Source organism: Hoeflea sp. TYP-13 (genome assembly GCF_040932035.1).
Lineage (GTDB): Bacteria > Pseudomonadota > Alphaproteobacteria > Rhizobiales > Rhizobiaceae > Hoeflea_A.
Genome location: NZ_JBFRBB010000001.1, coordinates 1,596,431 through 1,610,412 on the forward strand (window position 1 = coordinate 1,596,431; position 13,982 = coordinate 1,610,412).

Annotated in this window: 15 protein-coding genes; 12 read left to right on the top strand and 3 right to left on the bottom strand. The window is 57.4% G+C overall.

Annotated elements, in window-relative coordinates:
* Window positions 1-152: 152 nt before the first annotated feature.
* The 12 genes from plsX to ABVT35_RS07515 all read left to right on the top strand — a co-directional run bounded on the left by plsX (window position 153) and on the right by ABVT35_RS07515 (window position 12,071).
* Window positions 153-1,208 (top strand): phosphate acyltransferase PlsX, encoded by a 1,056-nt coding sequence (gene plsX / locus ABVT35_RS07460; RefSeq protein ID WP_368465650.1) that lies wholly within the window; start codon window positions 153-155, stop codon window positions 1,206-1,208.
* 2 nt (window positions 1,209-1,210) lie between these two features.
* Window positions 1,211-2,182 (top strand): beta-ketoacyl-ACP synthase III, encoded by a 972-nt coding sequence (locus ABVT35_RS07465; protein ID WP_368465651.1) that lies wholly within the window; start codon window positions 1,211-1,213, stop codon window positions 2,180-2,182.
* A 145-nt stretch (window positions 2,183-2,327) separates the two neighbouring features.
* Window positions 2,328-2,651, top strand: a complete 324-nt coding sequence (locus ABVT35_RS07470) for an integration host factor subunit alpha (RefSeq protein WP_368465652.1) — start codon at window positions 2,328-2,330, stop codon at window positions 2,649-2,651.
* Window positions 2,652-2,799: 148 nt separating this feature from the next.
* Window positions 2,800-3,357, top strand: coding sequence for a MerR family transcriptional regulator (locus ABVT35_RS07475; protein ID WP_368465653.1), 558 nt, complete (start codon window positions 2,800-2,802; stop codon window positions 3,355-3,357).
* A gap of 271 nt (window positions 3,358-3,628) precedes the next feature.
* Window positions 3,629-4,171 carry a PadR family transcriptional regulator gene (locus tag ABVT35_RS07480; RefSeq protein WP_368465654.1) on the top strand — a complete coding sequence of 181 codons (543 nt, stop codon included), beginning with the start codon at window positions 3,629-3,631 and terminating at the stop codon, window positions 4,169-4,171.
* Complete coding sequence (locus ABVT35_RS07485) at window positions 4,158-4,781, top strand: GyrI-like domain-containing protein (RefSeq protein WP_368465655.1); 624 nt, start codon at window positions 4,158-4,160, stop codon at window positions 4,779-4,781. Before ABVT35_RS07480 ends, ABVT35_RS07485 begins: the two co-directional genes overlap by 14 nt.
* Before the next feature lie 58 nt (window positions 4,782-4,839).
* Window positions 4,840-6,678 carry an ATP-binding protein gene (locus ABVT35_RS07490; protein WP_368465656.1) on the top strand — a complete coding sequence of 613 codons (1,839 nt, stop codon included), beginning with the start codon at window positions 4,840-4,842 and terminating at the stop codon, window positions 6,676-6,678.
* Window positions 6,665-8,005 carry a sigma-54-dependent transcriptional regulator gene (locus ABVT35_RS07495; protein WP_368465657.1) on the top strand — a complete coding sequence of 447 codons (1,341 nt, stop codon included), beginning with the start codon at window positions 6,665-6,667 and terminating at the stop codon, window positions 8,003-8,005. Before ABVT35_RS07490 ends, ABVT35_RS07495 begins: the two co-directional genes overlap by 14 nt.
* A gap of 91 nt (window positions 8,006-8,096) precedes the next feature.
* Window positions 8,097-9,953, top strand: a complete 1,857-nt coding sequence (locus ABVT35_RS07500; protein ID WP_368465658.1) for an adenylate/guanylate cyclase domain-containing protein — start codon at window positions 8,097-8,099, stop codon at window positions 9,951-9,953.
* Window positions 9,950-10,726, top strand: coding sequence for a class I SAM-dependent methyltransferase (locus tag ABVT35_RS07505; protein ID WP_368465659.1), 777 nt, complete (start codon window positions 9,950-9,952; stop codon window positions 10,724-10,726). The genes ABVT35_RS07500 and ABVT35_RS07505 overlap by 4 nt, the downstream gene beginning before the upstream one ends.
* Entirely contained in the window at window positions 10,723-11,313 is a 591-nt protein-coding gene (locus tag ABVT35_RS07510) for a trans-aconitate 2-methyltransferase (RefSeq protein WP_368465660.1), read from the top strand. Before ABVT35_RS07505 ends, ABVT35_RS07510 begins: the two co-directional genes overlap by 4 nt.
* A 35-nt stretch (window positions 11,314-11,348) precedes the next feature.
* Entirely contained in the window at window positions 11,349-12,071 is a 723-nt protein-coding gene (locus ABVT35_RS07515) for a spermidine synthase (protein WP_368465661.1), read from the top strand.
* Between the two features lie 5 nt (window positions 12,072-12,076).
* Here the strand turns inward: ABVT35_RS07515 and ABVT35_RS07520 are convergent, their stop codons facing one another.
* The 3 genes from ABVT35_RS07520 to ABVT35_RS07530 form a co-directional block, all read right to left on the bottom strand.
* On the bottom strand, window positions 12,077-12,337 hold the full coding sequence (locus ABVT35_RS07520; RefSeq protein WP_368465662.1) for a hypothetical protein: 261 nt from the start codon (window positions 12,335-12,337) through the stop codon (window positions 12,077-12,079).
* A 138-nt stretch (window positions 12,338-12,475) separates the two neighbouring features.
* On the bottom strand, window positions 12,476-13,237 hold the full coding sequence (locus ABVT35_RS07525; RefSeq protein ID WP_368465663.1) for a DUF1194 domain-containing protein: 762 nt from the start codon (window positions 13,235-13,237) through the stop codon (window positions 12,476-12,478).
* 58 nt (window positions 13,238-13,295) lie between these two features.
* A complete protein-coding gene (locus ABVT35_RS07530) occupies window positions 13,296-13,868 on the bottom strand; it encodes a class I SAM-dependent methyltransferase (RefSeq protein ID WP_368465664.1) in 573 nt (190 codons plus the stop codon).
* Window positions 13,869-13,982 lie beyond the last annotated feature (114 nt).

The following is a 13,982-nucleotide window of genomic DNA, read 5'->3' on the forward strand; positions in this document are numbered from 1 at the left end:
CGGCCGGCCGCGGATTTGTTTGCATGCAATTTCCCCACAGAATCCGCGCCCCGGAACAATTCTGTTGTAAGCCAACGCAAAACGAGTATTTTCAGCGCGCCGGAGGGATGGTTGTCGGTGCGCACAATAAGGCACTATGAGGGACTTTTAGATTGATCACAGTTTCAGTGGATGTAATGGGAGGCGATTTCGGCCCGGAAGTGGCCATACCCGGCGTCGCCAAGTCTCTCGACCGCTATCCTGAATTGCGATTTCAGCTCTACGGGATCGAGGAAAAGTGCAAGCCGATCCTGGATCAGTTCCCCAAACTGAAAAATGCCAGCGAATTCCATCACTGCGATGTTGCCGTGCGTATGGACGATAAGCCCAGCAAGGCGTTGCGGCACGGACGCTGGCGTTCGTCGATGTGGCGGTCGATCGAAGCGGTTAAAAACGGCGAAGCCGATGTCTGCGTCTCTGCCGGCAATACGGGTGCGCTGATGGCCATGGCGCGATTTTGTCTGCGCACGATGGCGAACATCGAAAGACCCGCGATCGCTGCGATCTGGCCGACTCTGCGCGGTGAGAGCATTGTCCTTGATGTGGGGGCGACAGTCGGGGCGGATGCTCAGCAGCTTATCGATTTTTCCATGATGGGCGCGGCCATGGCGCGTGCGTTGTTCGAGATCGACCGTCCGACGGTCGGTCTGCTCAACATTGGCGTTGAGGAAATCAAGGGTCAGGAAGAGGTCAAGGAAGCCGGCCGCATAATCAAGGCAAGTGATCTTCCAGGCATGAATTATCGCGGATTTGTCGAGGGCGACGACCTTGGCAAGGGCACGGTCGATGTTGTTGTCACAGAAGGGTTTTCAGGCAATATCGCGCTGAAGGCCGCCGAGGGAACGGCGCGGCAGATCGGCGAATATCTGCGCTCGGCCATGAGCCGGACATGGATGGCGAGGCTAGGCTACCTCATGGCAAAGAGCGCATTCGACAGGCTGCGCGAAAAGATGGACCCGAACAAGGTCAATGGCGGTGTTTTTCTGGGCCTCAACGGTGTGGTGATCAAAAGCCACGGCGGCACGGATGCCGATGGATTTGCCGCCGCAGTTGATGTTGCCCATGACATGGCGCGAAACAACCTTATTTCTAAGATTGAAAACGATTTGAAGATCTTCCACGCAAGGATGCCGGTCAACGGTGAACTTGTTGAGGAAAACCAGGGGTGAGTATGATCCGATCTGTCGTCCGTGGTTACGGCTCCTGCCTTCCGAGGCGCGTCGTTACCAACCAGGAACTGGAAGGCGTCGTCGATACGACCGATGAGTGGATTATCCAGCGAACAGGAATTCGCCAGCGGTATATCGCCGACGATGATGAGACCACCTGTTCGCTTGGTGCAGGAGCGGCGCAGGCGGCCTTGGACAAGGCCGGACTGACCGCCGACGATATCGACCTGATCATCGTCGCGACCTCCACGCCGGACAATACTTTTCCCGCTGCTGCGGTCGAGATTCAGCGCCGGCTCGGCATGAAGCACGGCGCGGCGTTCGATGTGCAGGCGGTCTGCACGGGCTTCGTCTATGCCATGACGACGGCGGACGCTTATCTGCGCGGCGGACTTGCCAAGAGAGCGATCGTCATCGGCGCAGAAACCTTTTCAAGAATCCTTGACTGGAAAGACCGCACGACCTGCGTTCTTTTCGGAGACGGCGCCGGCGCCGTTGTTCTGGAAGCGGTCGAATCCCCGGGCAGTCTCGAAGATCGAGGCGTGCTGGCGGTCAAGTTGCGCTCCGACGGCAGTCACAAGGACAAGCTTTTCGTCGATGGCGGGCCATCTTCAACCCAGACCGTCGGCCACCTGCGCATGCAGGGGCGCGAAGTCTTCAAACATGCGGTCGGCATGATCACCGACGTCATCGAATCCGTATTCGAAGCCACCGGCATGAATGCCGACGACATAGACTGGTTCGTACCGCATCAGGCAAACAAGCGCATCATCGATGCCTCTGCCCGAAAGCTGGGTATAGACCCGGAAAAAGTGGTCATCACCGTGGAGCGGTACGGGAACACGTCCGCTGCTTCAATTCCACTGGCACTGGTGGATGCACTTGAGGACGGACGCATCAAGGAAAACGACATTGTTCTGCTTGAAGCGATGGGCGGCGGCTTCACCTGGGGAGCCGTGATGGTGCGCTGGTAAGTCGGATAACGGAAAAAGTACGACTTTCATATGGTTATAGATGCGCTGCAACATAATCGCGGCTTGACCGCACCGGTTAAGGTCAATACTGTTTGCATGCCTGCGGGCGTCGCCTGAAACAAACATTGGGGATGGTTTTAATTCAATGGGTGGAAAAACGGTCACGAGGGCGGATCTGGCGGAAGCGGTATTCCGCAAGGTGGGACTTTCGAGAACGGAATCTGCCTCATTGGTTGAAATGGTGATCGACGAGATCTGCAACGCCATTGTCCGCGGCGAAAGCGTCAAGCTTTCATCCTTTGCAACCTTCCAGATTCGGGACAAGAACGAGCGCATCGGGCGCAACCCGAAAACCGGCGAGGAAGTTCCGATTTCTCCACGCCGGGTGATGACCTTCAAGGCTTCCAATGTGCTGAAGAAACGGGTGCTAGACGCCCATGTGAAGCGCAAGAATTCCGGAAATCCCTAATTCAATCCACACTCTTTGTGCCATTTGCGCTTGCAAGTTTTTGCTGCAGGGGTTGCAATAGCGACTCAGGACGGTGGTATTTCCGGCCCCAACTGGCCGGACAATGTCACGGTTCGGGGGAGACGGCGGCCTTTAGGATTGCGGAACTATGGACAAGAGCCCCGACGCATTTAGGACGATCAGCGAAGTAGCAGACGAGTTGGACCTGCCGCAGCACGTGCTGCGGTTTTGGGAAACCAGATTCAATCAGATAAAGCCGATGAAACGTGGCGGGGGACGCCGCTACTACCGTCCTGATGATGTCGATCTGCTGAAGGGAATACGCCACCTGCTCTATGATCAGGGCTATACGATCAAGGGCGTGCAAAAACTGCTGAAGCAGAACGGGTCGAAATTCGCGGTGGCGATCGGCTCTGGCGAGGTCACTGCTGCCGAAGCGCTGGCGGCATACACCAAGACTGAAACGGATGATGCCAAGGCCGATGGCGATTCGGCCTCCGATCCAGGATTTGATGGTGATCAGATTGTCGGACATGCAAAGGTGCCCGGCGACCGTGGACAGGGCAGTCGAGTGCTCGGATCAGGTTCAGCCGGCTCGGGGGATGGGCAGGGCGAAGCAAACATTTCCAAGGACGACAAGGAACTGCTTCAGGAAGCGTTGTACGATCTGCTCGAGTGCAAGCGCCTTCTCGACCAGGTGCGCTGATCAACAAGGCGCCCGGGGTGCGTTGAGTTATCAACGGCTGAATTATCCGGAGACGGAATTTCCTCCAGGCTATCACGCGATTGCGCCGGGGAGGAATCATGAAAACCAGAGTTAAATCTCAACTGCAGATTACTACCCCCTGAACGACTGTATTTGTCGTTGCCATATTTGCCGCGGTTTGCAGGCAACCCGGCAATCGCGTGCTTCAAAAATCAATTGCATCTCAGACACCAGGTTGCGCAATCCGATAATTTATTCTAGTACTAGAATAATGAAGAGCGAACTGACCAATGCTGAGTATGCGATCCTCGGCCTGCTGATGGAGCGGCCCTGCCACGGATACGACCTTGACCGCCTGATTGAGGAAAGGGGCATGCGTGAATGGACGGAGCTTGCCTTTTCTTCAATCTATTTTCTTTTGGGAAAACTGGAAAAGAACGGCCTTGCCGAAAGCCGGATCGATCCGCAAAAGAAAACGCGAAAAATCTATCACCCGACAGAAAGGGCCCGCTCTGTATTTCGCAATGCCACGGTGCGTGCCCTTGCGGATCCACACCCGCTCTATCCCGCAATTCTGCTCGGACTTGCCAATTGGGCCAGCCTCGATCGGAAAACCGCGCTGGCGGCACTGCGCCGCCGCGATGACACACTGGCCGAGATATCTGCGCGCATTGCTGCAAAAGCAAAAGGCGCTCCGCAGTTCCTGCCACATATCAATGCTCTGTTCGACTACAGCACGAGCCAATTGCAGGCCGAACGCAACTGGCTGCAACGAACCTTAAAACTGCTTGGAGACGGCGATGGAAAAGATTGACTTCAAAAAAACGATGAAACCGCTCTTTGCCCCGTCGGCCAAGAAATTCGAATTGATCGACGTACCGCCGCTGCAGTTTTTGATGATCGACGGTAAAGGGCGTCCGGGCGCCGAACCGCAAACCGAATACGCACAGGCGCTCGCCGCCCTCTATCCGATGGCATACAAGTTGAAATTTCTGTCCAAGAAGAAACTCGGCCGCGATTATGTGGTTCCGCCATTGCAGGCTCTGTGGTGGGCTGACGACATGGGTGTTTTCATTTCGGGCGACAAGGATGAGTGGCAATGGACGGTCATGATCATGCAGCCAGACTGGATCAGTGGTGACCACGTCGAGGAAGTGCGGGCCACCGTTGCGGCGTCTGGCGACCTGCCGGCCCTGCAAAAATTACGCCTTGCGGCCTATGAGGAGGGTAGCGCGGTCCAGATCATGCATATCGGACCCTATTCGGAAGAAGGGCCGACGCTCAAGGAACTGCACGAGGAGTATCTTCCGCAAAACGGCCTTGTTGAAAACGGGCATCACCATGAAATCTACCTTGGCGATCCGCGCAAGACGGCGCCGGAAAAGCTGAAGACGGTGTTGCGCCAGCCGGTTCGCCCGAAATAGCAAATGGCGTGGCCAGAAGAGTTCTGGCCGCGCGGGCGACGTCACACTATAAGACAGCATGCGCATTGAAAAACTGGCCGGCGGTAAACCGGCCACGCTCGATACCGGCCGCACATTGACGGCGAAAAACAACTGGCGTCCTTATTTGATCGCCGCCGCACTCTTTGCCGCGGTGGCCGGTCTCGTAGCCGTGTTCTGGCTCTCCCAGCAGATTTCCGTCTCGGGCGAACGCCGCCGCTCGGCGGACCGCATGTCGCTTTACCTTTCGACACTTGTATCAGCACTCGAAGAACATCAGCATCTTCCCTTTATCCTGTCCTGGGATCCGCTTGTCGTGCGTGCAGTCGAGGGCGGCGATACCGACGAGCTCAACCTGCGGCTGGAGAGCTTCGCCAATGAGGCGAGCATCGATGCGATATATCTGATGGATCCGACCGGCCTGACGATCGCCGCTTCCAACTGGAACGAAAGCCCGACCTTTGTCGGCAAGAATTACGGCTTCCGGCCCTATTTCAAGGAGGCACTGACCGGCCGCCGGGGCGATTTCTTTGCCATTGGGGCAACCACACAGCAACCCGGCTACTTTATATCGGAGCCGGTCTATGCCGCATCCGGCGAAATTGCCGGCGTTATCGCGCTCAAGGTTGATCTCACCCCGCTGACGCGCGCCTGGCGCGAGGGTGGGGAAACGCTTCTGGCCACCGATCCGCGCGGCGTTGTCATTCTCGCCTCCAATCCCGCCTGGACCTACAATACGCTTTCGCCGCTCTCCCGAAACGATCGCGATGAGATAGCGTCCGAACGCCAGTTCGGCAATGAACCGCTTGAGCCGCTGGATTATGATCCTGCCTCCCGTTTCGGGGTCGAGATCGATGGAACGCGATACATACAGACGGTTCGTGATGTCGGACACCTGGGGTGGACATTGCATTATCTCGCACCGGTCGGGCCGATTAACGGACAGGCGTGGCAATCCGTTATTCTGGCCGCCTCTGCCTTGTTGCTGATGGTGGTGGCCTTTCTGCTGGCGCGGGCCCGGCGCGTTCGCAGCGCCCTGTCCGCCTCGCAGGAAGAGCGCCGGGGATTGCGCGCCATCAACCGGAAACTTGCCGAGGAAATCGAAGAGCGTAAGGCCGCTGAGCGGCGTCTGGAACGGGCGCAGAAAGAACTGCAGCAGGTCAGTAAGCTCGCCGCTCTTGGCCAGCTCTCGGCGTCGGTTACTCATGAACTCGGTCAGCCCATTGCCGCCATGCGGAACTATCTCGCCGCCGCCGATCTGCCCGGCAACGGAATCGACGGAGAAGCCCGCGAGTTGGTCGATCAACTCAACGGCATTACCGCCCGCATGGAGCACATTACCGCGCAATTGCGCTTCTTTGCTCATCGCGAGCCGGAAAAACTGACCCGCTTTGACCTGCGTGACGTCATTGGCTCGGTTCTGACAATGATGCAGCCCGACCTTGACGGGGCCGGGATCGCGCTCCGTTTTGATAGCGTTGATAAGCCAGTCAGCGCCTTTGGAGACATGTTTCGTATTGAACAGGTTCTCGTCAATCTGATCCGCAATGCTATGGATGCCGTGGCTGAAACGGACAAACCGGAGATCAGAATTGTGCTGACCGAGGACGCTGGTGAAATTCACCTCAACGTTTTTGACAACGGTCCGGGCCTGAGCGAAGAAGCACGAACCCGTGCTGACGATCCTTTCTACACCACCAAGGCGTCGGGGGCGGGCATGGGGCTCGGCCTTTCCATATCCGCGTCGATCCTCAAGGACCACGACGGAAAATTGAGTTTCGTCAACCAGCCCGGAGGCGGTGCACAATTCACGATGATCCTGCCTGCGTCGGAACGTGAAGTTGCGCTTGAGACGGGAGGTGGCCGTGGAACGGTTTAAGGTTTTCGTGATCGATGATGACCGCACGATGCGCGAATCGTTGTCGCATCTTCTGGAGCGGGCCGGCTTTGACGTAACCGTGTTTTTCAGAGGCAACGATGCTGTTTCAGCGCTTGCCGAGCGCAGACCCGATGTTGTGCTGACAGATCTCAGAATGCCGGGCCTGACAGGAATGGATCTGCTCGATCACATAAGAGGTGAAAGGCCCGATTTGCCTGTTGTGCTGATATCGGCCCATGCGGACGTGCCGCTCGCCGTCGAGGCCATGGGCAAGGGCGCCTATAATTTCCTGGAAAAGCCGTTCGACCCGACACGCCTGATCACGGTGCTGAAACATGCGGCGGAAAATCATCGCCTGACCCGCGCGAACCGGCATTTGCGGGCGCGTTTGTCGGACCTGTCCGGTCTCGACAGGGTACTGATGGGGGCCACCGAAGCCATGGTGGCGCTGCGTGAGGAAATTCTCGAACTGGCCGGCGCACAAATGCCGATCCTGCTGACGGGCGAAACCGGAACCGGCAAAGAGGTTGTCGCCCGGGCATTGCATGATCTTGGCGCTGCCTCCGGTGCCTGTTTTGTTGCTGTCAATTGTGCCGCGCTCTCATCCGGCGAATTCGCCCGGGCTATGTTCGGTGAGCAAAACGGCTCGGAAGCCGGCTATTTTGCGCGCGCCGACGGTGGAACGCTGTTTCTGGACGAATTCGATGCCCTGCCGGCCGATCAGCAAAGCGCACTTTTAAGGGTGCTTGAAACCGGAGACATCGTACCGCTCGGCACAACGGAACCCCGCAAAGTCGATGTCCGGGTGATATCGGCCAGTAACAATAATCTTGATATTGCCGTCAAGGAAGGGCGCTTGCGGGCCGACCTTTTCTACAGGCTCAACACAATTACGCTTGCGCTGCCGCCTCTGAAAAAACGCAAGGACGACATACCTCTTTTGTTTTCCCATTTCCTGCGGCTGCATGCCCGCACCTACGAGGTTCAACCGCCCGATCTTACGACCGAAGACCTTGCTGCACTCCTTTCACATAGCTGGCCCGGCAATGTGCGTGAATTGCGCCATGTTGCCGAGCGACGGGTCCTTGCCGCGCGCCGGGGGCTTGGATCCGTTGCCGAGGCGATTGCCCCGGCTGGTGACTTTGACGATGTGCCGGATACATTGCGGGAAGCGGTCGCCGCTTTTGAGCGGCGCATGATCGGCAAGGCGCTGGTCGCACATGATGGGCGCATGGATGCAGTAGCCGAAGCGTTGGGTATCGGCCGCCGCACGCTGAACGAGAAGATGGTCAAGCTCAACCTCGATCGAGCCGATTTCGTCGATTAGCCGTTTAAAACGAAGGCCGTCCCTTTGCGCCGGTGCACCTTACAACCTACATTAAAGGTTCGCGCATGACGAACAAACGGGGAGGCACGGGGTGAGGGTTTTCAGAGGCGCGGGTCGCGTCAGTCTCACGATTCTGCTTTCGACCGCGATTGCAACGCTCATATTGCTGTCTGTCGGAACGGTATTGTTCATCACAGCCGGGGCAAATTTTCGCAATACGCTGGAACTGCTGCAGGAATCCGGCAGCCTTACAATGTCCAATCTGGAAACGCGCCTGACCGATTATGTTGAACCGGCCGAAGCGCTGGCGGAGTATGTCGTGCGCCTTGTCGATGAGGGACAGATCGACCTTGCCGACAAACAACAGTTGCGTGATACGCTGCTTGGTTCCCTCGGCCCATCACCGCAAGTATCCGGCGTGGCCATATGGGACAGGGAGCGCAGGCCGGTTGTGGTTCTGGAAGATGTCGACGGCACAATTCAGTCGATACAGTCGGACACGCTTCCGCCCCAGGTGGAGAACCAGCTTGTACTGACCGAGAAAACGGCCCCCAAGACGCCCACCTGGACGCAGCCCGCTTCGATTGACGGTGTCACATTCATCAACATGCAGACGGCGCTGCACAAGGACGGCAAATATGTCGGTGCGTTCGCCACCGGCATCAATGTGGAAAACCTGTCTAAGCTCGTAGGCGAGGCAAGCGGCGCGCTCGGCATGACCGCTTTCATCCTCTATGGGGACAAACATGTTCTGGCTCATCCCAGGATGGAGCAACTGGCAAAGCGCTCGATCCTCGACAAGGAGTTGAACCTTTTATTCCTCAGGGGCTTTGCAGACCGGGTGCTGTCGGAGTTTCCGAGACGCAACACCGACCTGCCTCCGGCGCCGGGCGATTTCGAAAACAGCATCGTCGAGTACAACGACCAGGGTTATCTGTTCCTGACCAAGGAAATTACAGGCTATGGGCCACAACCCTGGCGGATCGGTGTCTATGCCAATGTTCAGGATGTCGGCGATCAGTTCATGCGGCTTCTGGGTTCGACGGCTGTTGCATTCCTTGTGCTCATCGTTGCGATCATATTGGGCATATTGCTGGCGCGTTATCTGGCGCGCCCGATTGTTCAGTTGTCGAAAGCGGAAGCGCAGGTGGGCGACCTCGATCTCGAAAACATCGAGATCCCGCGTGCATCCTTCATTCGCGAAATCAACGATCAGATCAGATCTTTCGATCGCATGTTGGATGGGTTGCGTACCTTCGAGACCTACGTGCCGAAGGCTCTGGTGCGGCGCATAATTTCGCAAGGTGGCTCCGGTGCCGTTGCCTCGACCGAGAGTAATCTCGCGCTGATGTTCACGGACATCACCGGTTTCACCAAGATGTCCGAAGACATGGCGCCGGGCGAAGTGGCACAGCTTCTCAACGACCATTTCGCCATTGTCAACAAATGCATCGAAGCCGAAGGCGGCACGATCGACAAATATATCGGCGATGCGGCTATGGCCTTCTGGGGCGCGCCGGACGCACAGGCTGATACCGCCGCCCGCGCATGCCGCGCCGCGCTCGCCATCCAAAGGACGACGGAGGAGAGCGGACCGGATATCAGGATAAAGATATCGATCCACAGCGGTCCGCTGATTGTCGGCAATATCGGAGCGCCGGGCCGCATCAACTACACCGTCGTTGGCGACACGGTAAACACTTGCAGCCGCATCGAAGATGTCTGCGACAGTATCGATGACGGAACGGCCAGGACAATCATCCTTGTCAGCGACCAGATTGTTGCCGAGGTGGGCGCGGAGTTCGAGTTCGAGCCCGCCGGCAGCTTCGTGGTCAAGGGCAAGTCCGAGCCGGTAAAAGTGTTCCGGCTGGTCGGTGAAAAACAGGCAGGCGGCGCGGGCGCCGTGGCCGCGGAGGCGCAGACCGAGCCATCCGGCGGGTCCATATGACCGGCAGGCAATATCGGAATGCGTCCAATCTGGCGGCGCGCGGACGGCTCCATTCAAAATATGCCCGGGTAAACTGGTTCGAGTGGGTTGCCCGGCGCATGGAACTGCCTGACAATTCACGAGTGCTGGATGCCGGATGTGGTGCCGCCCGGTTCTGGTGCACACCGACCAATGTGCGCCGCAAAATCGATCTTACGCTCACCGATCAGTCCGCCGGCATGATTGAGGCGGCGGAAAAGAATATCGCTGCTCTCAAGTCGCCGATTGAATTTCATAGGCAGGTTGCCGACATACGGCAGTTACCCTTTGCCGACCGGACATTCGATAACGTCATGGCAATGCATATGCTCTATCATCTGCCCAATCCCGATGACGGCCTATCCGAAATTGCCCGCGTTCTGAAACCGGGCGGGCAGGTGTTCATAACAACGAATGGAATGAGCCATATGCGCGAACTGCACGCGCTCGCATCGGAAGCCTATGGTGGTCCGTCAGTCGATCCCGGAGCTCGGGCATTCGGGATTGATCGGGCAGAGGAGTGTTTGAAGGAACATTTCTCGAATGTCTCAGTCAGCCGTTGCGACGATTTTCTCGATTGTACCAGTCCCGACGATGTCCGCGACTATCTTCTTTCCATGCCGCCGGGTGATGGTTTGGACCAAGGGCAGAGAATCAGACTGGAGCAAATGATCGCCAGGGAGTTTGAACGTGGCGGCGGAATATTCTCTATCCGAAAAGAAGCGGCGCTTTTCAAAGCTGTGAAGACACCATGACCGATCGCAAAACGATTGCGGCATACAACACCCGGGTCAAAGACTATGTTCGTTTAACGAGGCGCAGCAGACCCGATCCGACACTGATCCGTTTTATCGAACGCGTGTGTCCGGGTGGCTTTGTACTTGATCTTGGATGCGGGCCCGCTTCCGCGTCGGCGGTTATGCGCGATCATGGCCTGCGGGTCGATCCGGTCGATGCGTCGCCCGAGATGGTACACCTTGCCAATTCAACGCACGATATCGGCGCCCGGCTGGCCAATTTCCACGACATCGACGCAGCGGATACCTATGACGGTGTCTGGGCCAATTTCAGCCTGTTGCATGCGCTGCCGGAAGATTTCCCCAAACATCTCAATGCGCTCCACCGGGCGATTGCATCCGGCGGTGTCTTTCACATCGGCATGAAGCTTGGTCAGGGCGTGAAACGCGACCGGCTGGACCGTTTCTACGCTTACTACACGCAGGACGAATTATCAGCCCATCTGACCGAAGCGGGGTTTTTCATTGACGATTTCAGCCTCGGGGAAGGTCCGGGTCTTGCCGGAGAAATCGAACCCTGGATAACGGTAACCGCTACCGCATGATATTTGCGGCGAAATAGCGAAACGAAAGGCTGAAAATGAGCAAATATTTCGAGGAAATCGACTATTGCCCGACGCCGATCGGCGCCGTCAGCCTGCGCCGTCGGCACCTTCTTTCGCTGGGTGTGGATGTTTTTGAAATCATGCTCGGTGACGAGCACCTGATGTCGAGCTTGTTTACAGCGTCGGAGGTTGCGCTGGCGCGTCTTGGTCTTGCCGAACTGACCGGCGAGGGGCTGGACGTTGTGGTTGGCGGTCTGGGCCTCGGCTATACTGCCGGTGCCGTGCTGGAAAATGAGGCCGTTCGTTCACTCACCGTGGTCGAGATGCTCGAACCCGTTATCCGCTGGCATGAGGAGGAATTGGTGCCTCTCAAGCCGGCGCTCAAGGAAGATCCGCGCTGTCGCATCATTCAGGGGGATTTTTTCGCGCTTGCCGCATCAAGTGGCGGTTTCGACCTGGATACGCCAGGGCGCAAATATCACGCGATCCTGATCGATATCGACCACACGCCGGACCATTTGCTCGACCAAAGGAGCGACGGTTTTTATTCAAACGAAGGACTTGAACGGCTTGCCGCGCATCTTCATCCCGGCGGCGTCATGGGCCTGTGGTCGGACGCAAAAACCGATGACGCATTCACCGAACGCCTCGGCTCGGTTTTTGAGGCGGCACGGGCGGAGCCCGTAACGTTCCCCAATCCGCTTCAGGACAACAGACCCTTCACGCAGACGGTCTATCTGGCGCGCAAGCCAGCCTGAATGAACTAACGCATGCCCATCAGATTGGCGATCAGCGCCGTTTCTTCCTGTTTCAATTGCTCGGCGAGCTGATGCGCCTTGTCTTCCTCATGCTCCAGATGAGCGCCGACAACATGAGCACAGCGCTGCGAGGCGCTTACCGCTGCATCGATAACGGCCTGTTCGACGATCTTGGAAATCTTTGCACGCTCGTCATCGGACAGAGACGCTGATACGGCTTCGCTGATTTGGGCAACCGCTTTTTCCGCTATGGGTTGAAGTGGCATGGCATCCCTCGCTGAGTTGATTTGGACGGCATTTTATCGGTTGTCCGATGTTAGCAGACAGGCCCAAACGCGCAAACGGTTGAGCTGTTACCCTCTGCCGTCAGCCGGGCACCTGACCCACGAGCGCCGGAGCCGCCGTCATTCGTTTAAGCGCGGCGGTTCATTCGAACGCTTGGCGCTCGCAAACGATCTGTTCCCTTGATAGCCCCCGATTTCCAGCACCAGCTTGCGCCGGACCGCGGCAGCAAAGTTGTCGGCGTTTTCGGCCGTAATCACGAACGAACCGGGGCCACCGATTATGTCCCTGGCAAAGGCCGCCTCCAGGTCATAGCTCACCGGCCGTCCGCTGCAGTGGCGGCATAAAATGGCAAGACCGTTTATGATGATACCGGCCTTGACCACCTCAGACCTGGCGGTTTCGATATCGGTCCCGTTCCAGTTGTTTGCGCTGTCAGCCGACAGATCGATCACCCGCCTGAGGCCGTTGAATCCATTGCTTTCAATGAGCGCCTTGCCGAAAAGGAGCGCGGTGCCGATGGCATTGCGGCCACGGGCGCGCCGGGGTGCTTTCATCAGCTGATCGGCAAATGCCTGGGCCGACGGAAGACTGTCTATTCTGGTCCATCCGACAACTACATCCTGGGAGGTGAAATCGCCCCACTCCACATAGGTGAGGGCGATACTGCCAACCGCATTGTTGCGAATGGCATTGATCACCTGAGGGCTGGTGATTGCCTCGGCATATCCGCTTCTCTGGAACCGGATTTCAGCGTCATCGATCGATCCGGTTGCGTCCGCCAGCAGAACCAGCTCGAGATCCGTTTCCACCTGCGCCAACACCGGTAACGGCCTGAAGGGCAGCAGCAATAACATAAACAACAGGGCAACGGTTCGTGTCATGACCGGAAAGCGTATTCGAAGGACGCCCAACAGCCAAATGAAACTTCATCCGGATGGTTTATTGCCTGATGGCCGTTGATACCGGCCGGTAGTTGAAGACCCGGTTTTGTCTGCCCGTCAATTGGAATAGGCCGGACCGGATGATCGCGCTCGGAACGACGGCGGCGGTCGGAAACAACCAGACCGACATGGAGCCCCCGGGTTTGAGGACGCGGTGCATCTCCGGCAAAAGGTGGCTGAGCGGCAATGTCGGAAACGGGAGTACGCCGAACAGCAAAACCAGGTCCACACTATTTGCATCAAGCCCGGTATTCAGCGCGTCGCGTTGCAGGACTTCGACATTCTTCAGGCCTGCTTGCCTGACCTTGCTTTTGAGTGTTTTGACGTAATCCGACAACGGATCCATTGCAATGAGCCGTCCCTGTTCGCCAATCAACTCCGCGGCGTCCAGGGTAAAGAAACCAGGACCGCAGCCAACTTCCAGAACGGTCTGCCCCGGCTTGATGCCGGACGCCAATAGCGTGCGCTTCGGGTTCATGAACCAGCGCCTGAGCCGGCTGTCCATCGACACGCCGCCCGGCTTTGCCAGCAGGTTCATCAGTCGGGAGCGACCCAGCGTTTCTGTATCCATGATCTTTCTGACCAGCGCGGTATTGTTGGCGATGTTTCAGTGCCGGTATAGGGTATCGCAATCCAATACGCATTATTTTCAAGGCCTTAACGTTAATCCATCGTCAATATCGCC